This window comes from Altererythrobacter sp. MTPC7, from assembly GCF_042851395.1.
Lineage (GTDB): Bacteria > Pseudomonadota > Alphaproteobacteria > Sphingomonadales > Sphingomonadaceae > CAJXSN01.
Window position 1 is genome coordinate 264830 of the sequence record NZ_BTGS01000001.1, and the last position, 22326, is coordinate 287155.

At 63.1% G+C, this 22326-nt stretch carries 19 protein-coding genes; 11 read left to right on the forward strand and 8 right to left on the reverse strand.

Annotation, left to right across the window (positions count from 1 at the left end; translation table 11 throughout):
• Window positions 1-4: 4 nt before the first annotated feature.
• From ACGHJ7_RS01320 to ACGHJ7_RS01330, 3 genes are all read right to left on the reverse strand, one after another.
• Window positions 5-520, reverse strand: coding sequence for a hypothetical protein (locus tag ACGHJ7_RS01320; protein ID WP_390473935.1), 516 nt, complete (start codon window positions 518-520; stop codon window positions 5-7).
• 138 nt (window positions 521-658) lie between these two features.
• Window positions 659-832: a hypothetical protein gene (locus tag ACGHJ7_RS01325; protein ID WP_390473937.1), complete on the reverse strand. Its 174-nt coding sequence runs from the start codon at window positions 830-832 to the stop codon at window positions 659-661.
• A 22-nt stretch (window positions 833-854) separates the two neighbouring features.
• A complete protein-coding gene (locus ACGHJ7_RS01330; protein ID WP_390473939.1) occupies window positions 855-2453 on the reverse strand; it encodes an isocitrate lyase in 1599 nt (532 codons plus the stop codon).
• A gap of 147 nt (window positions 2454-2600) precedes the next feature.
• Here ACGHJ7_RS01330 and ACGHJ7_RS01335 point away from each other — a divergent pair, with 147 nt between their 5' ends.
• The 6 genes from ACGHJ7_RS01335 (at window position 2601) to ACGHJ7_RS01360 (ending at window position 11098) form a co-directional block, all read left to right on the forward strand.
• Window positions 2601-3980: a short-chain fatty acyl-CoA regulator family protein gene (locus tag ACGHJ7_RS01335; protein WP_390473941.1), complete on the forward strand. Its 1380-nt coding sequence runs from the start codon at window positions 2601-2603 to the stop codon at window positions 3978-3980.
• A gap of 64 nt (window positions 3981-4044) precedes the next feature.
• The gene (locus ACGHJ7_RS01340; RefSeq protein WP_390473943.1) at window positions 4045-4335 is read left to right on the forward strand and encodes a hypothetical protein; all 291 of its coding nucleotides are present in this window, start codon (window positions 4045-4047) and stop codon (window positions 4333-4335) included.
• 131 nt (window positions 4336-4466) lie between these two features.
• A complete protein-coding gene (locus ACGHJ7_RS01345) occupies window positions 4467-5852 on the forward strand; it encodes a TIGR03013 family XrtA/PEP-CTERM system glycosyltransferase (RefSeq protein WP_390473945.1) in 1386 nt (461 codons plus the stop codon).
• The gene (gene prsK, locus ACGHJ7_RS01350; protein ID WP_390473947.1) at window positions 5852-7972 is read left to right on the forward strand and encodes an XrtA/PEP-CTERM system histidine kinase PrsK; all 2121 of its coding nucleotides are present in this window, start codon (window positions 5852-5854) and stop codon (window positions 7970-7972) included. The genes ACGHJ7_RS01345 and prsK overlap by 1 nt, the downstream gene beginning before the upstream one ends.
• Entirely contained in the window at window positions 7972-9348 is a 1377-nt protein-coding gene (gene prsR, locus ACGHJ7_RS01355) for a PEP-CTERM-box response regulator transcription factor (RefSeq protein WP_390473949.1), read from the forward strand. The genes prsK and prsR overlap by 1 nt, the downstream gene beginning before the upstream one ends.
• A gap of 1 nt (window position 9349) precedes the next feature.
• The gene (locus ACGHJ7_RS01360) at window positions 9350-11098 is read left to right on the forward strand and encodes a tetratricopeptide repeat protein (RefSeq protein WP_390473951.1); all 1749 of its coding nucleotides are present in this window, start codon (window positions 9350-9352) and stop codon (window positions 11096-11098) included.
• Window positions 11099-11112: 14 nt separating this feature from the next.
• On the opposite strand, the gene ACGHJ7_RS01365 is transcribed toward ACGHJ7_RS01360, so the two are convergent.
• A complete protein-coding gene (locus tag ACGHJ7_RS01365; protein WP_390473953.1) occupies window positions 11113-12180 on the reverse strand; it encodes a DUF475 domain-containing protein in 1068 nt (355 codons plus the stop codon).
• 11 nt (window positions 12181-12191) lie between these two features.
• Window positions 12192-13064 carry a 3-methyl-2-oxobutanoate hydroxymethyltransferase gene (gene panB / locus ACGHJ7_RS01370; RefSeq protein ID WP_390473955.1) on the reverse strand — a complete coding sequence of 291 codons (873 nt, stop codon included), beginning with the start codon at window positions 13062-13064 and terminating at the stop codon, window positions 12192-12194.
• A 147-nt stretch (window positions 13065-13211) separates the two neighbouring features.
• Here panB and ACGHJ7_RS01375 point away from each other — a divergent pair, with 147 nt between their 5' ends.
• Window positions 13212-14642, forward strand: a complete 1431-nt coding sequence (locus tag ACGHJ7_RS01375) for a sodium-dependent transporter (RefSeq protein WP_390473956.1) — start codon at window positions 13212-13214, stop codon at window positions 14640-14642.
• A gap of 87 nt (window positions 14643-14729) precedes the next feature.
• On the opposite strand, the gene ACGHJ7_RS01380 is transcribed toward ACGHJ7_RS01375, so the two are convergent.
• Window positions 14730-15212 carry a pyridoxamine 5'-phosphate oxidase family protein gene (locus tag ACGHJ7_RS01380; protein WP_390473957.1) on the reverse strand — a complete coding sequence of 161 codons (483 nt, stop codon included), beginning with the start codon at window positions 15210-15212 and terminating at the stop codon, window positions 14730-14732.
• 116 nt (window positions 15213-15328) lie between these two features.
• On the opposite strand from ACGHJ7_RS01380, the gene ACGHJ7_RS01385 reads away from it, so the two are divergent.
• On the forward strand, window positions 15329-16147 hold the full coding sequence (locus ACGHJ7_RS01385; RefSeq protein ID WP_390473959.1) for a hypothetical protein: 819 nt from the start codon (window positions 15329-15331) through the stop codon (window positions 16145-16147).
• 8 nt (window positions 16148-16155) lie between these two features.
• A complete protein-coding gene (locus ACGHJ7_RS01390; RefSeq protein ID WP_390473960.1) occupies window positions 16156-17763 on the forward strand; it encodes a DUF6504 family protein in 1608 nt (535 codons plus the stop codon).
• Between the two features lie 90 nt (window positions 17764-17853).
• Here the strand turns inward: ACGHJ7_RS01390 and ACGHJ7_RS01395 are convergent, their stop codons facing one another.
• Both ACGHJ7_RS01395 and ACGHJ7_RS01400 read right to left on the reverse strand, forming a co-directional pair.
• On the reverse strand, window positions 17854-18450 hold the full coding sequence (locus tag ACGHJ7_RS01395; RefSeq protein WP_390473961.1) for a phosphoribosyl-AMP cyclohydrolase: 597 nt from the start codon (window positions 18448-18450) through the stop codon (window positions 17854-17856).
• A 215-nt stretch (window positions 18451-18665) separates the two neighbouring features.
• Window positions 18666-19493 (reverse strand): alpha/beta fold hydrolase, encoded by an 828-nt coding sequence (locus ACGHJ7_RS01400; protein WP_390473963.1) that lies wholly within the window; start codon window positions 19491-19493, stop codon window positions 18666-18668.
• 137 nt (window positions 19494-19630) lie between these two features.
• Between ACGHJ7_RS01400 and ACGHJ7_RS01405 the strand changes: the two genes are divergently transcribed.
• Window positions 19631-20875 (forward strand): putative DNA modification/repair radical SAM protein, encoded by a 1245-nt coding sequence (locus ACGHJ7_RS01405; protein WP_390473965.1) that lies wholly within the window; start codon window positions 19631-19633, stop codon window positions 20873-20875.
• On the forward strand, window positions 20872-22317 hold the full coding sequence (locus tag ACGHJ7_RS01410) for a UdgX family uracil-DNA binding protein (protein WP_390473967.1): 1446 nt from the start codon (window positions 20872-20874) through the stop codon (window positions 22315-22317). Before ACGHJ7_RS01405 ends, ACGHJ7_RS01410 begins: the two co-directional genes overlap by 4 nt.
• Window positions 22318-22326: the final 9 nt, after the last annotated feature.

Here is a 22326-nt window from a genome sequence, read left to right on the forward strand (position 1 = left end):
GCCATCAGTCCGGGGCGTCGTCGGAGGGTTCGGTGCGGCCGGCACGCTCCATCGACTCGCGCGAAATGCGGGCCATCGTCGCGCCGTCGATCCCGTAGCCTGGCAGGGTTTCGAGCAATTCGGCCTGTTCGTCGCGGCTGAGCGCCTCGAATTCTTCCCGGGTCATGCCGAGCAGGACCCAAGGCTCTACGCCCGGCGCATAGCGGTAGGCCGGGCGGGAGCTCGACACACCGTTACCCGCAAATCCGACCCAGCTGTCGGACCCGAACTCGCCCTCGACTTCGCGCGATTCGGAGGCGTCGACCAGCTGGCCGGTCCCGAATTGCTCCCTGCTGGCCCGCTTGAACTCGCGGCTTGCCTGGTCCGATTTCGCTTCGGCGGTAGTCACCGCCTTCTCGAGTTTCCGCTCGCTGGCAGGATCGACCATGAATGCGACGGCAGCCGTCACTGCCAGCGTGATGACCGCGAAATGCCGGTATAGTTTCGCCGGTTCCGGCTTCTTTCTGGACCGCTTGACCATGGCCTGCGCGCTAGCAGAGGTGGGTTAAGCAATTCCCTGCACCGAGGTGGCGTGCAGTTTTTTGCGCGCAAAAAATTGGGCGGCAGGCGGAATGAACCGCCTGCCGCCCGTCTCCTCCCCAGGAGATGAGGTCAGCTGTCAGCTGTAATTGCCGAGCCGGTGGTGGAGGGCGTTGATCTTGGCCAGCTCCTCCCGGTCGTCCAGCGTCCTGGCGTGGCTTTCCAGCGCGCGCCGCAGCAATTTGAAGTCGGCCGTGGAGAGCAGGGCACGTGCGCGCCCTGGCTCTTTTTGTCCGGTAGTTTCTTCGGTCATCGTGATTCTCCCGTCGCGGGGGTTATGCGGCCGCGAACTGGTTCATCGTATTGTCCTTGCCGCCTGCCTTCAATGCAGCTTCGCCGGCAAAGTATTCCTTGTGGTCGTCCCCGATGTCCGAACCGGCCATGTTCTGGTGCTTCACGCAGGCGATACCCTGCCGGATTTCCTCGCGCTGGACCTGCTTCACGTAACCCAGCATCGCTTCCTCGCCGAAATAGCGCTTCGCGAGATTGTCGGTGCTGAGCGCAGCCGTGTGATAGGTCGGCAGGGTGATGAGATGGTGGAAGATGCCTGCCTCGCGCGCTGCATCGGCCTGGAACGTCTTGATGCGCTGATCCGCTTCGGCAGCGAGATCGGTATCGTCGTAGTCGATGCTCATCAGCTTCGCACGGTCGTAGGCGGACACGTCCTTGCCCTCTTCTTCCCAGGCATCGAAGACCTGCTGGCGGAAGTTGAGCGTCCAGTTGAAGCTGGGCGAGTTGTTGTAGACCAGCTTCGCGTTCGGAATGACTTCGCGGATACGCTTCACCATGCCGCCGATCTGGCCGATATGCGGCTTCTCGGTCTCGATCCACAGGAGGTCGGCACCGGCCTGAAGGCTGGTGATGCCATCGAGGACGCAGCGATCCTCGCCCGTTCCGGGGCGGAACTGGTAGAGGTTGGACGGCAGGCGCTTGGGACGAAGCAGCTTGCCTTCGCGGCTCAGGAAAACGTCGCCGTTCTTGATGTCTTCGGGCGAGACTTCCTCGCAATCGAGGTAGCTGTTGTACTGGTCACCCAGATCGCCTTCTTCCTTGGTGTAGGCGATCTGCTTGGTCAGGCCGGCGCCGAGCGAGTCGGTGCGGGCGACGATGATGCCGTCTTCCACGCCCATTTCGAGGAAGGCGTAGCGGATGGCGCGGATCTTCTGGTGGAAGTCCTCGTGCGGGACGGTGACCTTGCCATCCTGGTGACCGCACTGCTTCTCGTCGGAAACCTGGTTCTCGATCTGCAGGGCGCAGGCGCCTGCTTCGATCATCTTCTTGGCGAGCAGGTAGGTTGCCTCGGCGTTGCCGAAGCCTGCATCGATGTCGGCAATGATCGGGACGACGTGCGTTTCGTAATTGTCGATGGCGGACTGGATCCGCTTCGCCTCGACTTCGTCACCGGCTTCGCGTGCCTTGTCCAGATCGGCGAACATCAAGCCCAGTTCACGGGCGTCGGCCTGCTTCAGGAAGGTGTACAGTTCCTCGATCAGAGCGGGGACGCTGGTCTTCTCGTGCATGGACTGGTCGGGAAGGGGGCCGAATTCGCTACGCAGCGCCGCGACCATCCAGCCGGACAGGTAGAGGTAACGCTGCTTCGTGCCGCCGAAATGCTTTTTGATCGAAATCATTTTCTGCTGCGCGATAAAACCGTGCCAGCAGCCCAGCGACTGCGTGTACTGCGCCGGGTCGGCGTCATAGGCTTCCATGTCCTGGCGCATGATCTTCGCCGTGTACTTCGCGATGTCGAGGCCGGTAGGGAAACGGTTCTGCAGACGCATGCGTGCTGCACTTTCCGCGTCGATCGCATTCCACGGCGCGCCGTTGGCGTCGATCGTCTTGGCGATTTCGTTGGTGGTATCCTGATAGGTCATGTCGGTCTCCGTTCATGGGGGAGGGATGGCGTTACCCAGTCTTCCTGCCATCGTTCGGCGCTTTGCGACATGAAAAATGACAAACTATCTTGTCTGATTGCGCAGTTTGCGCAAGAGAAGCCTGTCACCATGTAAAAAACTTTACAAATGAGCGAATCTACACTCCTTGCAGGCCCCGCCCTGCGCCGCCTCCGCAAACGAGAGGGTCTTACACAGGCCACCATGGCCTCGCGCCTCGGCATATCCGCCAGTTACCTCAACCTCATCGAGCGCAACAAGCGGCCCGTGTCGGCGCGCGTCGTCGTCCAGCTCGTCGAGCAGTTCGACCTCGACCCGAGGCGATTGAAATCGGACGAGTCCATCGGGGGCCTCGACGGACTTGCCCGCAGGCTATCGGACGAGCGTTTTGCAGATCTCGGTATCGACCGGGACGAAGCAGCCGAATTTCTTGCCGCAGCTCCGCAAGCGGCGGCGGCTTTCGCGCGGCTGTTCGACAAGGCAGGTAATGTGGACGACGCAGGCTACGATCCGCTGGTCGCTTCGCGCCGCGAGATCGAACGTTGGAAAAACCATTTTGCCGATCTCGACAATGCCGCAGAAGAACTGGCCGACGAATTGCGCCTGTCCCGGGCGGATTTGTCGGCCGCGCTTACCGAGAGGCTGCGCGAGCGTCACCAGCTGGCGATCCGCATCCTCCCTCGCGACGTCATGCCGGAGACCCTGAGGCGGCTCGATCTCCATGCCAGGCAGGTCCAGATATCGGAGATGCTCTCGCCAGCCTCGCGCAATTTCCAACTGGCGCTGCAGCTTGCGCAGCTTGAACAGGGCAGTGCGATTACACAGCTTGCGGCCGGCTCCCAGTTCGAGGACGAGGCCGCGCGCAAACTGTTCGAACGCCATTTGACCGGTTATTTCGCGGCCGCATTGCTGATGCCGTATTCCAGGTTCCTGAGGGCGTGCGAGGCAACCGGATACGATCTGCCCGTGCTGGAACGGCGGTTCAACGTCAGCCCCGAACAGCTTGCCCACCGGCTCACGACCCTGCAGCGGGTCGGGCAGAGGGGGCTACCCTTCTTCATGGCGCGCATCGACCGTGCGGGGCAATTTTCGAAGCGGTTTTCCGGCGCGAGCGGCACGCCGCTGCTGGAGAGCGAGAATTCCTGTCCGCTGTGGAATGTGCACGAGGCGTTCGAGCGGCCCGACAGGTGGGTCGCTCAGACAGTTCGGATCGACGATGCCGGAGAGAACGCGAAAGAATGGCTGACGCTTTCCCACGCCGTCGATGCAAGTGGGGGCGGGGGGAAATTCGCCATCGTCCTTGGCATCGATGCAAATCTGGCGGCACCGATCGCGCAGACGCGGCAGGGTTTGACCGGCATTGCCGCAGCGCAGCCGATCGGACTCGGCTGCGCGAGGTGCCGGAGGGAAGATTGCCGCCAACGCTCCCTTCCGCCGAAAAACGCGTCGCTTTCATTCGACCGGACCAAGCGCAGTTCGACCCCGTTCGATTTCCAGACTGCCAATTGATGGTGAGAGCAGGCGGAACTGTTCGTGTACGTCGAGAATTGTGCTTCCATCTGGAGATAACGCAATGACCGAAGAACGTATCAGTACCACCCGCGAGCCCGATGGCACCACGACTACGACACGCACCACGTCGGTCCATGACGGCGCTTCCTCCTCGGGCGGAGGAAAGATACTGCTGGCTGTGGTCCTCCTGATTGCGGTCGTCGCGGCCATTTTCCTTTTTTCCGGCATGAGCGATGCTGAAATCGCCAAGGATACCGCGATCACTGACGCCGCCGGCGAAGTAGGAAACGCTGCACAACAGGTAGGCGATGCTGCGCAGGACGCTGCCGACAGCGTCACCGGGCAGGAGTAAATGGCCTGCTAACCAACGAGGCCCGCCGATCACTGATGATCGCCCAAATCCTGTAAAATTTACCGACATTTCATTCTTCGCCCGTAGCCCGGGAGGCCGATTGAGAAGCCTCCCGGAAAACTGCGCGGACGATGATACGGTTATTCAAGCATTACATCCCGCATGCCGTGCTTTTGCTCGGCCTGGTCGATCTGCTCCTGCTGTTGCTATCGGGTGAATTGGCCTGGCATTTGCGGGCATCCCAGATCGGCACCAGCGTGGGTCCCGTTTCGGGGCGCATCGTACCGCTCGCCGGTTTCGCGGTGACGATCTGGATCGCGATGATCTCGGTCGGCGTGTACGGATCCGACGCCCTGCGTTCCATGCGTTATGCATGCGCGCGGCTGCTCGTCGCCATCAGCCTGGGCATCATCGCGCTTTCGGTCATCGATTTCATCGCGCCGGGAGCAACGTTCTGGCGCTCGACGCTGCTTTACGCGATGGGCTTTGCGATCGGCCTGCTCATCACCGGACGCCTTTTCGCCAACAGCTTCATCGGCACATCTGCCTTCAGGCGCCGTGTGCTCGTCCTCGGCGCGGGCGAGAGGGCGGAACGCCTTCGCAAGCTTGCCGACCGGCCCGAAAGCGGGTTCGCCATTGTATCCTATCTCGCCATGAACGAGGGCGCGCCCGTGGTGGAGGAAGCCATCCCCCGCGCGGCAATCCACGACATGGGAAAATTCGTCGAGAACCTCGGCGTAAGCGAGGTCGTTCTCGCATTGGAGGAACGCCGCAATTCGCTGCCCTTGAAGGACTTGCTCCGCGTCAAGACCCGGGGTGTTCACATCAACGAATTCAGCAGCTTCCTCGAGCGTGAGACCGGGCGCGTCGATCTCGATACCGTCAATCCAAGCTGGCTGATCTTCTCCGACGGATTTTCTTCTGGCCGGATGCTGTCGAGTGCCAGCAAGCGGATTTTCGACATCATCGCCAGCGGACTGCTGCTTGTCCTTACCCTGCCGGTGATCGCGCTGTTCGCATTGCTGGTGAAGCTCGACAGCAAGGGACCGGCGTTCTTCCGCCAGACGCGCGTCGGCCTTTTCGGCCAGCCATTCGATGTCATCAAGCTGCGATCGATGACCGCCGACGCGGAAAAAGACGGGCAGAAATGGGCGGAGAAAAACGACGTCCGCGTGACCCGGATAGGGAAATTCATTCGCAAGGTCCGGATCGACGAACTGCCCCAGACGTGGAGCGTCCTGAAAGGCGAGATGAGCTTCGTGGGACCTCGTCCCGAAGTTCCGAAATTCGTCGCCGACCTGGATGACAAGCTACCGTATTATGCGGAGCGCCACATGGTGAAGCCCGGGATCACGGGCTGGGCGCAGATCAATTACCCCTATGGCGCAAGCATCGAGGATGCGCGGCACAAGCTGGAATACGATCTCTACTACGCCAAGAACTATACGCCCTTCCTCGACCTGCTGATCCTGCTCCAGACACTACGCGTGGTGCTCTGGTCGGAGGGGGCGAGGTGATGACTGCGCCCGTCCTGAGTGCACCGACGCTGATGCTGGCGCTGCATTTTGCGGCCGCCGTCGCGTGCGGGCTCGGGGCTGCCTGGCTTGCACGCGGGGGAAGGGGCGGGCTGCCCGCGCGGACCGCCACGCTGGCGGCCCTGGTCGCAATGGCGGTCTGGGCAGCCTGCGTCGCGGCGTCGGGACCGTGGACGCTCTATTCCGGTCTCGCCGAAAGCGTCAGAAACATCGCCCTCATCATCCTCCTTCACCAGCATTTCGATACGGTGGGGCAAAGGCTCACCCTACGTCCAATCGTCATCGCGCTCGTCGGTGTGGAGCTGGTCCAAGCCCTCATAGGCGTTCTTGCACTTGGCTATTACGGTCCTGCTGCCGGCCTCCTGCACGCCTCTTTCATCATGCGGATGATGGTCGCGGTGGGCGCGCTGCTGCTGGTTCATAATCTCTACGCCGGGATGGGCGAAAAAGACCGGATCGGGCTGCGCTCTGTCGTTTTCGGAATGGCGGGGCTGTGGGCTTTCGACCTTAATTTCTACGTCATATCCTTCCTGGTCGGTCAGCCCGCGGTCGAGGTCGCGATCTTGCGCGGCCCGGTTGTCGCGATGGCTGCCCTGGGCCTGGTGCTCGGCTCGCGCCCGGGGGACGAGCCGATCCAGCTACGCCCGTCGCGCGTCGCGGCCTTGCAGACGATCTCGCTCGTGGTGGTAGGCGGATACCTGATGGCGATGCTGGCCCTGTCCGAGCTCCTCGCCTTGTTCGAGGGCGACGCGGCGCGGCTGACGCAAATCGGCCTCCTGGTCGGAACGATGGTGCTGGGGCTGATCTGGTTGCCAAGCAAGCGAGCACGGGCGTGGATCAAGGTCATCGCGCTCAAGCACTTTTTCCAGCACCGCTACGATTACCGGGAGGAATGGCTGCGGTTTACCCAGACCATCAGCAGCCAGGGCAGCTCCGAGAGCCCGCTGAGGGCGCGGATACTCAAGGCGGTGGTCGACATCACCTCAAGCCAATCTGCGCTGCTGTTCCTGATCGACGAGGACGGGCGGTTTGCAGAAGCGGGTCACGACGGGCAGCTCCTCGCTCCCGAAGAAGGCGTTCTCCTTCCGCCGGCGCTCGTGTCGGTGATGGAGCGCGAGGGCGATATCATCGATGTCGATGCCGTGCGTTCGGGTGTCGATCGCGCAGGTGAACTCGCCGCTGTCCCTGATTGGATACTGGATGACGAACGCTGCTGGGCAATCGTTCCGCTGGTCCATTTCGACAGGCTGGTCGGGGCGATCCTGCTTTCCCGCCCGCCGGACAAGCGGGAACTGGACTGGGAGGACTTCGATCTCCTCAAGCTCGTCGGCAGGCACGTGGCCAGCTATCTGGCGGAACAATCGGGTCACGAGGCCTTGATGCAGTCGGCCCAGTTCGACCAGTTCAACCGCCGCATCGCCTTCGTCATGCACGATATCAAGAACCTCGCCAGTCAGCTGAATCTGCTTGCCAGCAATGCGGAACGCCATGCGGAGAAACCGGAATTCCGCAAGGACATGCTCGTCACCCTCAGAACGGCATCGGGCAAGCTGCAGAACCTACTCGACAGGCTCGGGGGATACACTGCTGGCCAGGACGGCGCGGTAGAGGCCGTTCCCATCAACGGGATCCTGGCGGGGGTAGAGCAACGGTTCAAAGCCACTGGCAGGCTGAATACCGCTTGCGACAACACGGTCATCGTGCAGGCCAACCGGGAAGGCCTCCAGCAGGCGCTGATCCATCTCGTCCAGAATGCGTTCGACGCAAGCGAAGAAACGGATATCGTCCAGCTGGCCGTGTCCAGCGACGCGGTGAACGCGATTGTCGAGGTCATCGACGACGGCGAGGGGATGGAGCCGGAATTCCTTCGTGGCGGACTGTTTCGCCCATTCGTCTCCTCCAAGAATGGCGGGTTCGGCATCGGGGCATTCGAGGCCCGCGAACTGGTCAGGGCCATGGGCGGAACCCTGGACGTGACGTCGCGCAAGGGACTTGGCACCCGCTTCACCATCAAACTTCCGCTGGCCGGCCCGGCCGGGCTTCTAAGCAGGCTGGGCGAGCGGAAAGACCCTGTATTCACATCACTCAATGAGGTCGCATAATGGCGAATGCGAAAGACAAGGCTTTGCCCAAACTGCTGGTTGTCGAAGACGACGAGGGGCTGCAGGCGCAGCTCAAATGGGCCTATGAGGATTTCGATGTGACCATTGCCGGGTCGCGCGAAGCGGCCATCGCCGCCCTGCGTGCGGAAGAGCCGGCCGTCGTCACTCTCGACCTGGGCTTGCCGCCGGACCCCGATGGGGTGAGCGAAGGGCTCGCTGTTCTCGATGCGATCATGGCGATCAAGCCGGATACCAAAGTCATCGTTGCATCCGGCCACGGTGCGCGGGAGAGCGCGCTGGGCGCGATTGCGCGCGGTGCGTACGATTTCTACCAGAAGCCTGTCGACATCGATACGCTTGGCCTGATCGTACGCAGGGCGTTCAACCTGCATGCCATCGAGGCAGAGAACGCGCGGCTTGCGGACCGGGTCGGGGACGACAAGACGGTTCTGGGCACGATGATTACGGGCGCGCCTGAAATGGCGAAGGTCGCCCGGACGATCGAGCGCGTGGCCAATACCAGCGTGTCGGTCATGCTTCTGGGAGCGAGCGGTACGGGCAAGGAACTGCTCGCCCGGGGCCTGCACGAATCGAGCGACCGCAGCGACCGGCCATTCGTCGCCATCAATTGCGCGGCCATCCCCGAGAACCTGCTGGAAAGCGAACTTTTCGGGCATGAGAAGGGCGCCTTTACAGGTGCGGTGAAGACGACCGAAGGCAAGATCGAGCAGGCGCATGGGGGAACCCTGTTCCTCGACGAGGTCGGCGACATTCCCCTTCCTCTTCAGGTCAAATTGCTGCGTTTCCTTCAGGAACGGGTCATCGAGAGGATCGGCGGGCGCAAGCAGATCGATGTCGATGTCCGGATCGTATGCGCGACCCACCAGAACCTGGAACAGATGACCGCCGACGGACGGTTCCGCGAAGACCTCTTCTATCGGCTCGCGGAAATCGTCGTGAAGATTCCCTCGCTCGCCGAGCGTCCGGGAGATGCAACGCTTCTTGCGAAAGCCTTCCTCCAGCGATTTGCGGCCGAGATGAATCCGCAGGTCAAAGGATTCGCGCCCGACGCCCTGTCCGCCATCGACAGCTGGAACTGGCCGGGCAATGTCCGCGAGCTGGAGAACCGGGTCAAGCGCGCGGTCATCATGGCCGACGCACGGCTTGTCAGCGCAGCCGATCTCGACCTCGAAAGCGAAGAAGACGGCGAGGGCGAGGTCCTGAACCTGAAGGCAGCGCGCGAGCAGTCGGACCGCAAGGTCATCCGCCATGCCCTGGCGCGTACCGAAGGGAATATCTCCAGCACGGCCCGCATGCTGGGTATCAGCCGGCCCACCCTGTACGATCTCTTGAAACAGTACGACCTTCAATCCTGAGATGCGCGGCAGGCTTCTCCTCGCCCTGACGGGGGCGCTTGCCCTTGCCGGGTGCGAGGACTCTGCCGAGCAGCAACCGGCGGCAGACAAGGCAGCTATGGCGCTGGCCCGGGGCGATGGGTTTGCGGCCGAAGATGCGCTGCGTGAGCAATTGCGCTCAGGCGCGGCGCGCGAGACCGTCGCGGCTGCAATGGGCGAGGCGGAATTGCAGCAGGGGCAGTTGGCGGAGGCTCGCAAGTGGCTCGGCCCCGGACGCTTTACCGAGGACACTGCAGGCCGGGGTTTCCTGATGCTGGGCAGGCTGGAAATGCGCGCGGGCAATCTGCCTGCCGCGGGCACAGCATACGATCAGGCGCTCAGATACATTCGCGACGACGCCGAATTATGGGTCGATATTGCTCGACTGCGCTATCGAGGCGGCGAGCAGACGCAGGCTGTGGATGCGGCCTTGCGCGCGATGGAACTCGACCCCGACAACCCGTCGGCCCTGCTGCTGCGTGGGCAACTGGCCCGCGATGCGGAAGGCATGGCCGCCGCGCTCCCTTTCTTCGAGAAGGCGCTGGAACGCCAGCCGGACAATCTCGACCTGCTGGCCGAATATTCCGCCACTCTCGGCGAACTGGGGCGGGCCAGCGAAAGCCTGGCCATGGCCCGGCGGATCGTGAAGATCGACCCGGCGTATCAGCGGGCCTATTTCCTGCAGGCCGTGATTGCCGCGCGCGGGGCGAAATTCGACCTTGCCCGGAAACTGCTCACCATGAGCGGAGACCATGGTCGCGATACCCCTGCCGGCATCATGCTGGGCGGGGTCATCGACATGGAACAGGGTAATCATGCCAGCGCTGCGCAGGCATTCGACAGGTTGAACCGATTGCAGCCGGAGAACCGCCAGGTACGCGAATTGCTGGCGCGCTCGCTGTCGCTGGGCGGCAATCACCGTGAGCTCGTCTACCGCTTCGACCGGGAGGCGCGACTGCGCAGCGCCTCGCCATATATGCGTATCATGGTGGCCAGGGCGCATGAGGCGCTGGGCAATCGCGATCTGGCCGCGGCTCTCCTGGACCGCGCGGCCGATCCGCAGGACGATGACCTGGTCGCCATGCAACCGGCCGTGGCGCTGTCGGTGACCGCCACACGGGGTGTTGGCGATGCGCAGGACGCGCTGTCGCTTGTCAGGGGGCGTATCGTTACCGGCGATCGTAGCGGTGCGCTGGCGGCTGCGAGGGCATTCCAGAGACGCTATCCCGGTTCCGCCGACGCCTTTGCATTGCTGGGCGATGCGTATCTGTCCAATCGGCAGGTCGGTCCGGCATTGCAGGCTTACGAGAAGGCCGCCGGGGTCCGCCGCACATGGCCGCTTGCCCGCCGAATGATCGCTGCCCTTCGTGCGTCGGGTCGCAGGGACGCTGCCATTGCGCTGGGCGAGTCCCATCTCGCTGGCAATCCTTCAAACGGCGAACTGGCATCGATGCTGGCGCGGTTCGCTTATGACGCGGGCGATATGGGCCGCGCCTCGAGATTGCTCGATCAGGCCATGAGCCATGGTTACGACCGCGATGCGGATGTTCTTTCGCTGAGGGCGATGATTGCAAAGCGTGAAGGCCTCGACACGCTCGCTCTCCAGTTGGCGCATCGTGCCGTTTCCATTCAACCGCAGGGGAGAGCCGCGTTGCAGGCGCTTTCCATGGTTGAGCAGGGGGACACAGCCCGCAGCGCTGTCGCCAAGGCGCGCATGCTGGACGAGAACTGACCGGCCCGATCGCTTCAGTCGGCGGACATCGTCTCCGCGCCGGGATTGCGGCGATTGTACCGGACCGACCACCATAAAGAGATGCCGATCAGGACCGCACCGATCAGACCGGTGATGGTTTCGGGAATGTGCCAGCGCGCCGATAGCAGCATGATGAAACCGAGCGCGATGATCGCCCAGAACGCGCCATGCTCGAGATAACGATACTGGGCGAGCGTCCCTTGCCGGACAAGATGGATGGTCATCGAGCGGACGAACATGGCGCCTACGGACAGGCCCAGCGCAATCACGATCATGTTGTTCGACAGGGCAAAGGCACCGATGACCCCGTCGAAGCTGAAGCTGGCATCGAGCACCTCAAGATACAGGAAACCGCCCATGCCGCTGCGAACGACCGCGCCGGCCGCTTTCTTGCGCGCCTCGGCCTGTTCGATCAGTGCGCCGACGGCGTGCACCGCGATAAAGGTGATCAGGCCAAGGACGGCTGCGGCAAGGAAGGTCAGCGCTTCTGCCGGGTGTAGCAGGGTAGAAACGCCGTAACAGATGAGCAGGACGAGGCCGATTTCGATGGCTGGAACACTGGAAATCCGCATGATCTTGCGCTCGATCACGGCAATCCAGTGCACGTCCTTGTCGGAATCGAAGAAGAAGGTCAGCCCGACCATGGCGAGGAAGGCGCCGCCGAAACCGGCGATGCCGATATGCGCGCTGGATACGATCTCTTCATACCGGACTGGATCGTTCAGGGAGAGTCGCACTGCCTCGACCGGGCCAAGACCGGCCGCAATCGCAACGATGGCGATGGGAAAGACGATCCGCATCCCGAAGACGGCGATCAGAATCCCCCAGGTCAGGAACCGCCTCTGCCATACCGGGTCCATCTCGCGCAGGACCGTGGCATTGACCACGGCATTGTCGAAGCTGAGCGAGACTTCGAGGATCGATAACACGATGACGATCCACAGGATGGACAGCATCCCGCCGACCGTGCCGGTGCTGGCCCATCCATACCATGCGCCCAGCGCCAGGCAGACAGCCGTGAAGGCGAGCGAAAACGTATAGAACCGAAGCAGGGTCTGCATGGGATGGGTGCTTATTTCTTTGGCTGGTAGGTCTGTTCGTCGCCCGGGAAGCTGCGGTCGCGCACTTCCGCGGCGTATTGGGCAGCCGTATCGGATATTACGCCGGCGATGTCTCCGTATTTCTTCACGAACCGGGGCACGCGCTCGAACATTCCCAGCATGTCTTCGGTCACCAGCACCTGCCCGTCGCATTGCGCGGACGCCCCGATTCCGATGGTGGGGGCGGATACGGCCTTGGTCACCTCGATGGCGATGGGTTCGACCACGCCTTCTATCACGATGGCGAAGGCACCTGCTTCGTCCAGGGCCTTGGCATCGCCGACGATCTTGTCGGCTTCCGTATCGCTGCGACCGCGCGCCATGTAACCGCCAAGAACGTTGACCGCCTGCGGCGTCAGGCCGACATGGCCCATCACCGGAATGCCGCGCGAATTGAGGAACTGCACGGTTTCCGCCATCGCTTCACCGCCTTCCAGCTTCACTGCGGCGGCGCCGCTGGCCTTGAGCAGCATCGCCGCATTCTCGAACGCCTGCTCGGGCGATTGTTCGTATGACCCGAAAGGCATGTCGACGACGACGACCGCGTGATAACTTCCGCGGACGACCGCGGCGGCGTGGTTCGCCATCATGTCCAGCGTGACGGGAATGGTGGAGGGCAGGCCGTAAATGACCTGGCCCAGCGAATCCCCGACCAGCAGAAGATCGCAATGCGCGTCCAGAAGCTGGGCCTGCCGCGCGGTATAGGCGGTCAGCATGACGAGCGGTTCTTCCGTCACCCCGTCCGTCTTGCGCGCCCTGATCCGCGGAACGGTCAGGCGCTTCATCGGGGCAGGGGTCGGATTGGCCCGACTGGTCGAGGTGTCGATCTGGAACGTTGTGGACATGGGCAAGCGGTTAGCGATGCGGGAGGCGATTGGCAAAGGTCGATAAGGCGCGGCGTACCACTTGGCGCGGGCGCGGAATTCTTGCATGACCGATCGCCAAACAAGAACATGCAGGGCCGGGCGGTCCTGCCTTGGGAGAATATACAGATGGCCGTAGCACCCGGAACCACCAGCAAGGAGGGCTGGTCGTCCCGATCCGCATTTATCCTCGCCGCCATCGGCGCGGCTGTCGGACTGGGGAATATCTGGCGCTTTCCGACGCTGGCGGGGGAGAACGGGGGCGGTGCCTTCGTCCTGTTCTATATCGGCTGCGTGTTCCTGCTCGGCCTGCCTCTGGTCCTGTCGGAGATTTTCATCGGCCGTGCTGGCCAGACTGACGCCGTCGGGTCCATTCGCAAGGTTGCGCGCGAATCGCGTTCTTCGGAAAAATGGTCGATCTTCGGCGGTATCGGGGCCTTGGCTGCATTCCTGATCGTCTCGTTCTACTCGGTGGTGGCCGGCTGGGTGCTTTACTACGTGGGCGTGATGGGGGCCGACCTGCTGCAGGCGATTGTCGCCGGAGACCCTTTTCGCGGCGCGCTGATGGGAGAATCGCAGGAAGCGATCCAGGGCCGCATGGGCGATCTGTTCGCCAACCCGATGCTGCTCCTGGGGATGCACCTTGTCTTCATGGGCGCGACGCTGTTCATCGTGGCGCGCGGCGTCAGCGGCGGGATCGAGAAGGCGGCGACCATTCTGATGCCGGCGTTCTTCGTGCTCCTGATCGGCATTACCATCTACGGCGCAGTCGTAGGCGATATCGGCGAGGCGGCAGCCTTCCTCTTCACGCCCGACTGGTCGCTTCTGACCCCGCAGGCGATGAACGAAGCGCTCGGGCAGGCGCTGTTTTCCCTGTCGCTCGGTGTTGCAGGGCTGATTACCTATGGTTCGTATATCCGCGAAAATTCCGGTCTCGGCAGCACGGCATTGACCATCGCGGTGGCCGATACCAGCGTCGCGCTGCTGTCCGGCCTGATGATCTTCCCCATCGTCCTTGCTGTGGGCCTCGATCCCGCAGCCGGCCCTACGCTGGTGTTCCAGTCGCTGCCCTTCGCGTTCCAGACGATGCCGGGCGGGGCGCTGATCGGCTTCCTGTTCTTCGTGCTGATCCTGGTGGCCGCGGTGACCAGTTCCATCTCCTTGCTGGAAGTGCCGACCGCCTGGGGCATCGGGGAACTGGGCTGGAAGCGGACGACGTCTTCGCTGATCTTCGGCGGCGGGGCCTTCCTGATCGGCATCGCCTGCCTGCTGGGCTACAATGTATGGGCGGATGTACGCCCGCTCAGCTTCTGGTCGATCTTCGCCGAAACCGATATCCTCGATACGATCGACGGGTTCACGGGCAAGGTGATGCTGCCGGTGGGTGCGCTGCTGACGGCATTGTTCATCGGATGGAAGGCCGACAAGAACCTGCTGAAAGTGACTACGGGCCTGTCGTCGGGATCGTTTGCGATCTTCCGGTTCCTGATCGCGTGGCTTTGCCCGCTCGCGGTTGCGATTATCCTGGTGACGGGCTTGTTCCCGGGCGTCCTCGGGTAAGGCTGCTTCCGGAGGCCGGTCATCGGTCTTGCAACGAAAAAGGGCCGCTCCCTGCCGGGGCGGCCCTTTCTTTTTCGTTCGATCGGATCAGAGCGTCGTTTCGGTGTGTTCTTCGCGTGCTTCGCCGCGAACGTCCTTGCCCATGAGCATCTTCGCCGTGGTCAGTACACCGAGGTCGCTGTTCCAGATTTCGGCCTGGCCCAGTTCCATGCGCATCATCAGCAGGTTGGGATCGTCCTTGCCGCCGGGGAACCACGCCTCGACAATGTTATTCCACTGCTTTTCGAGGCGCTCGCGGCTCGTTTCCTCGACCAGCGTCCCTTCGAAGCGGGCAAACATGTCATGACCCTTGCCGGCGAAAGTCGCAATGGCGGGGCCCATATTGGCGAGGTGATGATCCTTGGTGGTGAAGAACCAGATCTCGCTGTCGGCATCCTTGTCGAGCTGCGCGGTCATGACGACGGCCTTTTGCGGATCGCTCTTGCGCTCGAGGAAAACGAAGGGGGAATCGGCCAGTGCCTTCCAGAAATCGTGCTTCAGGTCTTCGCTCTTGTTTTCATCGTAATGCATTATCGTCTCCTTTTGAGAGACCAACGGAGCGGGGGTAAACTTGGTTCCATGCGGGGCGGTAGCGTTGCAATGCGGTCAGGCGTGGAACATAATAAGAACACAAGAGTCGATTCGTCATGCCATTGCCTTCTCTCGACAGCCTGCCGGAAGCGGCAAGGCTCAGCAGTGCGGAGCTTTCCGCGCTGACCGCTTCGCGCGCCTCGCACTGGCGCCCGGGGCTTGGAGCCGCGCAGGGTACGGCGCATCACAGCGAAGTCTTCGCCAGCGGGCGCGACGGGGCGGGTGCAGGTCTCGCACTGGCACTGGCGCTCGACACGCTGCGCACACGTGCTGCCGAACGCGAAGCCGATCCTGCACGCGAGGCGGAGGACCGCCGGGCGATCCTGTGGGTGCAGGACAAGTCCGCAATTCGCCTGACCGGACGCCCCTATCGGCCGGGATTGCCGGAAGAGCTTCAGGGACGGGTGATCCACGTACGCGCCGAAACCGCGCAGGATGCCTTGTTCGCGCTGGAAGAAGGGGTGCGATGCCGCGATCTGGCCTGTGTGATCGGCGAACTGGGCGGCAATCCGCGTGCGCTCGATTTTACCGCGTCGCGCCGCCTCAGCCTGGCGGCAGAGCGGCATGGCGTACCGTTGTGGCTCGTCAGGATCGATGCTGAGCGCGACCTGTCCTCGGCCCGACTCCGGTGGGAAGCCCGCTCCGCTCCGTCGCCCGCCCCGCAATGGAACCGGCAGGCTCCCGGTGCCCCGGCATGGGCGGCCGAACTGTTCCGCGCGCGCAGCCATGCACCCGGTGAATGGACGCTTCGGGAACATGGCGGCGTGCTGGTTGCAGGTCCGAAGTACAAGGATGGCGCGACCGTGGGGATGAAGCTGGCGGCCAATATCAATACCGGTCCGATCGACGGCCCCGGCAACCTGGTCGCGCTCTGAGGTGGACAATGCAGCCGCCTTCCGCCCCCTCGACCCCTCCGCGCCGCATCCTGTCGATCTGGTGTGCCCGCCTCGCGCTCGATCGCTGGCGCACGGCGCTGCAATGCGAACCCGGAGAAGGCGCGGATAGCGAACCGGTCGCGCTGATTACCGAAACGGCGCACGGCCCGCGGATCGATGCTGCCAACGCGGCAGGCGTCGCAGGTGGTGCGCGGGGCGGCATGATGCTGGCCGACGCCCGCACGCTCTGTCCGCAATTGCGCGCCGTTCCCGGCGATCCGGCAGGCGACCGCGAATTGCTGGAAAACCTGGCGGCATGGTCCCGCCGCTGGGGACCATGGTCGGCGCTGGACCCTCCCGACAGCCTCTTGGTCGACGTGACCGCTGTCGCGCACCTGTTCGGCGGCGAGGAAAAGCTGCTTGCCGATGCCCGCGACTGCTTCGTGCGGCGCGGGCTCGCCGTACGGCTCGCCATCGCTCCCACGGCAGGGGCGGCATGGGCACTCTCGCATTACGGTCGGGCAAGGGCAGGCGAGGCGGGCTGCATCCTTGCACCGGGCGAAGACATCGCCATGCGGCTGTCCGACCTGCCCGTCGCCGCGCTGAGGCTGGATGACGACGTGCTGACCGTGCTGCGCCGTCTTGGCCTCAAGACGCTGGGCCAGATGACCGGGGTGGAGGATGGCGGAAACGGACGCGATGCCATCCAGCGCCGCTTCCGCAACAGGCGCAGCCCGGCCGCCAATCCGCTGATCCGGATGGACCAGCTGACAGGCCGCGTGCCCGAACCGCTCTTGCCGGTGGTTCCGCAGGACATGCCGCTGGCACAGCGCCGGCTTGCAGAGCCGATCCGCCACCGGGAGGCGCTGGATCACGTGCTGGACGACCTGGCCGCAGACATGGTCCGGGTGCTGGAAGGGCGGGGCGAGGGCGCTCGCCGCCTGGAACTGGGCCTGTGGCGGGTCGATGGCGAGGTAACGGTGCGCCGGCTCGAATTCGCGGCCGCCACGCGCGATGCCGCGCATATGTGCCGCCTGTTTGCGGAAAAGCTGGACGATATCGATGCAGGTTTCGGGATCGAGACCATGCGCCTGCGTGCCAGCTGGTCGGAACCGCTGGACGCCGCACAGGCGGACATGGAAGAAGCCGCGCAGGATCACGGCACATCGCTGGCCGCCTGCATCGACCGCTTGGCCACACGGCTTGGGCCGCGGGCGGTTTCGCGGCCCGTGCTCCATGCCAGCCACCTGCCCGAACGGGCACAGCGCTGGAAGCCGGCGCTGGAAGCGGAGCCGGTGCATCAGCAGGAACTGCGTTTTCACGCTCGCCCTCTGAAACTGCTGGACCGGGCAGAGCCGATCGCGGTGTTGTATGCCACGCCCGACGGTTATCCCCGCCGCTTCCAGTGGCGCGGGAATGTCCACGAAGTCGTGCGGGTAGAGGGGCCGGAGCGTATTGCGCCCGAATGGTGGCGCGAGAAATCGACCGTGCGCCTGCGCGATTATTACCGGATCGAGGACAATTCCGGTCGCCGTTACTGGATATACCGCCATGGCCTGATCGGCGACGGTCGTGGCGGGTTGCCGGATTGGTACCTGCAGGGACTCTGCGCCTGACCGGTTTCCATCCGCGCACGAAGAAAGGGCGCGCCTTCCGAAAGAAAAGCGCGCCCCATGTCTTGACCCAGTCTCCGGGCGCGTAGGCCGTTAGCCGCCGCTATAGGGGATGGTCGACTTGTGCACGGTCATCCGCAGGTCGCCTTCCGCATCGCGGATGTAGCCGATGGTGTATTCCACCTTCACCTCGTCGCCGCCGTCAGCGGGCGTGAAGTAGTAATTGCCCATCGCCACGGCCATGTGACAGATGTTGTTGGTGATCCCGGCATTCTGCCAGCGAACATCCGTCCATGGCGTGATGGCAAAACCCTTGTCCTCCGGATAGGACGGGTTTCCGCCCACGAAATAGGACAGCGCCCCGTCGAAAGAAGGCCGGAACTGTTCGATCGACGCCAGCGTCGGCTTGAACAGGACGAGGCTTTGATCATACGCGTAGAATTCGCTGATATGGTCGGCTGCGGCCTTTTCGTAGTCGCCGCCAGCGGAATAGACCTTGCCGATATTGACGATACCTTCGCCCCACGCCTTCTGCGCGGCGACCACTTCCTGTTCAGTGATGCACTGCAGCTGCGCCTCGGTCGGCTGCAGATTTTGTCCCGTGCCAACCGGCTGACCGCCGGTCTGGGCCATGACTGCCACGGGCGAGACGGCCATGGCCGTACCGATAAGAGTAGTGAGAATTTTCAACGTTCAATCTCCAAGACCTGCCGCACGCGCCAGCGACGCGGGCGGCGATTAACCTTGGGGCCGAATGTCAGTGATTGCCGGCCCCGTTCGTTACGTCCGACATCACGAGCATTGCTGCTCGCCAGAGGGGCCCGGTCCGTGGTTTGATTACGCACAGGCAAGGGGCGGGTTCCCGAAAAACCGGAAACCCGCCCCTGGTAGAGTCCGCTATCCGGTCAGTTGGCGGTGAAGAAGTCGACCAGGTCGTCGCTCAGTCGCTGTGTCTGCGTAGCGAACACGGCGTGGGGCTGGCCGTCATATTCGATCAGCGTCGCACCCTCGACCTTTTCTGCCACCTGGCGGCCGGTGGCATCGATCGGCACCGTCTGGTCCTTCGTGCCATGGATCACCAGCGTCGGCACGGTGAAGCTGGCGAGGTCGGGGCGGAAGTCGGTCGTGGCGAATGCTGCGGCCGACTGCATCGTTGCCCACTTGGCGCTCATCATCGTGGTCATCCAGGCCCAGTGCTTCTCTTGGTCGCTCACCTTGTTCGACAGGATGCCATCGCCGTAGAAGTCTTGGAAGAAGCCCGTGAAGAAATTGCGATAATCGGTCTTCATCCCCTCGGTCATCTCGTCGAAGGTCGATTGCGGCACACCGTCGGGATTGCCATCCGTCTTCAGCATGTACGGCACGACCGAACTGACGAGGGCGACTGCGCTCACTCCCTTGCCGTCGTGGCGGCTCAGATAGCGGGCGATCTCGCCGCCACCCATGGAGAAGCCGGCCAGGCCGATATTGTCCCCAAGGCCGAGGTGAGCAATAAGATCGGCCAGGTCGTCGCTGAACGTATCGTAATCATAACCGGTCTTCGCGTGGTCGCTGCGACCGAAGCCGCGGCGGTCATATGCGATGGCCCGCATGCCGTTGTCGGCCATTGCCATCATGACCGGGTCCCAGCTGTCGCTCGACAGCGGCCAGCCATGGATCAGGATGACCGGACGGCCTTCGCCCAGTTCCTTGTACCGGATATTCGTGCCGTCGCGCGTGGTGAAATACGTCATGGTGTCTCCTCGGAAATAGTCTCGTTGCAGAAAGAAGGCGGCAAGGGGGGAGGTTGTTCCCGAAAGTTTCCAAGGGGATATCTTTTATCAAAAGGAAAGGGGTGGAAGGATGGCCTGCCAGAACATATATGGAACACATGGCTGTTCTGCCCATCCTCGACCGACTCGAAATCCTGGCCGACGCGGCGAAGTACGATGCGTCATGCGCGTCGTCCGGCACGGCGAAGAAGAACAGCATCGGGGGCAAGGGTATCGGCTCTACGGAAGGTATGGGCATCTGCCATGCCTATGCGCCCGACGGGCGGTGTATCAGCCTCCTCAAGGTGCTACTGACCAATCACTGCATCTTCGATTGCCATTACTGCATCAATCGCAAGAGCTCGAACGTGCGCCGCGCGCGTTTCACACCGCAGGAGGTCGCCGACCTCACACTGAGTTTCTACCGCCGCAACTATATCGAAGGGCTGTTCCTTTCCTCCGGCATCGTGAAAAGTTCGAACCACACGATGGAGCAATTGGTGGAAACCGCGCGTATCCTGCGGGAAGAATACGATTTTCGCGGTTACATTCACCTCAAGACCATCCCCGAGGCGGATCCGGAACTGGTCCACCAGGCGGGTCTTTATGCCGACCGCGTTTCCATCAATGTCGAATTGCCCACCGATAGCGGACTGACCCGGCTCGCACCGGACAAGGACGCGCGCCAGATCGAGGGAGCGATGGGCGGCATGAAGTCGTCGATCGTCGAGGCGAAGGATGCGAGGAAACGCTTCAAGCATGCGCCGCGCTTTGCGCCTGCCGGCCAGTCGACCCAGATGATCGTCGGCGCGGATACGGCAAGCGATGCGGATATCGTGGGCAAGGCCAGCCGACTGTACGACAATTTCCGCCTGCGCCGGGTGTATTACAGCGCCTTCAGCCCGATCCCCGATGCCAGCGCCGTCCTGCCGCTCAAGCGTCCGCCGCTGATCCGCGAGCACCGGCTCTACCAGTCCGACTGGCTGATGCGGTTCTACCAGTACAAGCCGGGCGAGATCATGCAGGCGACGGAAGCCGACGGGAACCTGCCGCTCGATATCGATCCCAAGCTGGCCTGGGCGCTGAAATTTCGTGATTGGTTTCCGGTCGATGTGAACCGCGCGACGAAAGAGCAATTGCTGCGCGTGCCGGGGCTGGGTGTGAAGGGCGTGCACCGCATACTGGCGGCACGACGTCATCGTACCCTGCGGCTCGACGATGTGGCGAAGCTGTGCGTCTCGCTCGGCAAGGTGCGGCCGTTCATCGTGACCTGCGATTGGCGCCCGACCACTCTGACGGACCGCGCGGACCTGCGCCGCCTCTTGGCCCCGCGTGAGGAGCAGCTGGAGCTGTTCGCGGCATGACGGCGCTCCAGCACGTGAAGCTCGGCACCTATTACGTGGTGCATCTTCCCCGGCCCGACGACTTCGATTTCTGGCGGGAAAAGGCGCGGGCCCTTGTCCAGTGCGATGTGCCGCCCGACCGGGTGGCATGGGTCGAGCCTGGCGGTTCGGGCGATCTCTTCGCGCATGGCGATACCAGGCTGCCGACACCGCCTGCCGATGCGCCGCAGGTACGGGCGAGCAAGCGTTTCCAGCAATTGGCGAAGAACGCGTCGCTTCATTCCGATCCCGACCGGTTCGCGCTGCTCTACCGTTTGCTGTGGCGTCTCCAGACCAATCCGCGGATCATGGAGGACAAGGCCGACAGCGATGTTCGCAAGCTGGAAGAACTGGACAAGAACGTCCGGCGCGACAGTCACAAGATGCATGCCTTCGTCCGGTTCCGGCAGGTCGAGGATGAGGACGGCGCCGAACACTATGTCGCCTGGTTCGAGCCCGATCATCACATCGTGCGCGCCAATGCCGGCTTCTTCCGCCGCCGCTTTGCCAACATGAAATGGTCGATCCTGACGCCCAGGGGCACGCTGCACTGGGATGGCAATACGATGCGGGAAGGCCCTCCCGCCCGGCGCGAGGATGCGCCCAGCGGCGATCCGGTCGAGGAACTGTGGCGCAAGTATTATGCGTCGATCTTCAATCCGGCGCGTTTGAAGGTTGGGGCGATGCTGTCCGAAATGCCGATGAAATACTGGAAGAACCTGCCCGAGGCTTCGCTCATTCCCGAGCTGATTGCCGGGGCGCAGACACGCGAGGCGCAGATGGTCGATGCAGGGGCGTCGAAATTCACAGGGGAGTTCGAGGAGAAGCCGGATACGCTCGAGGCGATCGACAAGGCCATCCATGCCTGCCGCAAATGCCCCATAGGCACGCTCGAAAACACCGCCGTCATGGGGGAAGGACCGCAAGACGCCGCTCTCATGATCGTGGGGGAGCAACCGGGCGATCAAGAGGACATGGCCGGGCGGCCCTTTGTCGGCCCCGCAGGACAATTGCTGGACCAGCATCTGGAGAAGGCGGGTATCCGGCGCAGTGCGGCCTATGTCACCAACGCGGTGAAGCACTTCAAATATGTCCAGCGCGGGAAGCGGCGGATCCACCAGAGCCCGGGGGCGAAGGAGATCGACACCTGTCGCTGGTGGAACGAGGCAGAGCGCGCGATCGTGCAACCAAAACTGGTGCTGGCGATGGGCGCAAGTGCAGCGCGCGGGATGCTCGGCAAGACGGTCAGCATTTCCAGGGCGCGGGGCGAACCCATTGCAATGGAAGACGGCAGCGAATTGTGGATCACGGCGCATCCGTCCTACCTGCTCCGTCTCGACGGGGCAGCGCGCGAGGAACAGGCGCGCCTGTTCGATGCCGACCTTGCCGCCGTGAAGGAACGGTTGGACGAACTTGCGGGCTGATCGAATGCC

What these genes read in the sequence shown, in the direction of transcription:
- ACGHJ7_RS01320 (WP_390473935.1), bottom strand. Translation starts at nt 520, where the DNA reads ATGGTCAAGCGGTCCAGAAAGAAGCCGGAACCGGCGAAACTATACCGG.
- ACGHJ7_RS01325 (WP_390473937.1), bottom strand. Translation starts at nt 832, where the DNA reads ATGACCGAAGAAACTACCGGACAAAAAGAGCCAGGGCGCGCACGTGCC.
- ACGHJ7_RS01330 (WP_390473939.1), bottom strand. Translation starts at nt 2,453, where the DNA reads ATGACCTATCAGGATACCACCAACGAAATCGCCAAGACGATCGACGCC.
- ACGHJ7_RS01335 (WP_390473941.1), top strand. Translation starts at nt 2,601, where the DNA reads ATGAGCGAATCTACACTCCTTGCAGGCCCCGCCCTGCGCCGCCTCCGC.
- ACGHJ7_RS01340 (WP_390473943.1), top strand. Translation starts at nt 4,045, where the DNA reads ATGACCGAAGAACGTATCAGTACCACCCGCGAGCCCGATGGCACCACG.
- ACGHJ7_RS01345 (WP_390473945.1), top strand. Translation starts at nt 4,467, where the DNA reads ATGATACGGTTATTCAAGCATTACATCCCGCATGCCGTGCTTTTGCTC.
- prsK (WP_390473947.1), top strand. Translation starts at nt 5,852, where the DNA reads ATGACTGCGCCCGTCCTGAGTGCACCGACGCTGATGCTGGCGCTGCAT.
- prsR (WP_390473949.1), top strand. Translation starts at nt 7,972, where the DNA reads ATGGCGAATGCGAAAGACAAGGCTTTGCCCAAACTGCTGGTTGTCGAA.
- ACGHJ7_RS01360 (WP_390473951.1), top strand. Translation starts at nt 9,350, where the DNA reads ATGCGCGGCAGGCTTCTCCTCGCCCTGACGGGGGCGCTTGCCCTTGCC.
- ACGHJ7_RS01365 (WP_390473953.1), bottom strand. Translation starts at nt 12,180, where the DNA reads ATGCAGACCCTGCTTCGGTTCTATACGTTTTCGCTCGCCTTCACGGCT.
- panB (WP_390473955.1), bottom strand. Translation starts at nt 13,064, where the DNA reads ATGTCCACAACGTTCCAGATCGACACCTCGACCAGTCGGGCCAATCCG.
- ACGHJ7_RS01375 (WP_390473956.1), top strand. Translation starts at nt 13,212, where the DNA reads ATGGCCGTAGCACCCGGAACCACCAGCAAGGAGGGCTGGTCGTCCCGA.
- ACGHJ7_RS01380 (WP_390473957.1), bottom strand. Translation starts at nt 15,212, where the DNA reads ATGCATTACGATGAAAACAAGAGCGAAGACCTGAAGCACGATTTCTGG.
- ACGHJ7_RS01385 (WP_390473959.1), top strand. Translation starts at nt 15,329, where the DNA reads ATGCCATTGCCTTCTCTCGACAGCCTGCCGGAAGCGGCAAGGCTCAGC.
- ACGHJ7_RS01390 (WP_390473960.1), top strand. Translation starts at nt 16,156, where the DNA reads ATGCAGCCGCCTTCCGCCCCCTCGACCCCTCCGCGCCGCATCCTGTCG.
- ACGHJ7_RS01400 (WP_390473963.1), bottom strand. Translation starts at nt 19,493, where the DNA reads ATGACGTATTTCACCACGCGCGACGGCACGAATATCCGGTACAAGGAA.
- ACGHJ7_RS01405 (WP_390473965.1), top strand. Translation starts at nt 19,631, where the DNA reads ATGGCTGTTCTGCCCATCCTCGACCGACTCGAAATCCTGGCCGACGCG.
- ACGHJ7_RS01410 (WP_390473967.1), top strand. Translation starts at nt 20,872, where the DNA reads ATGACGGCGCTCCAGCACGTGAAGCTCGGCACCTATTACGTGGTGCAT.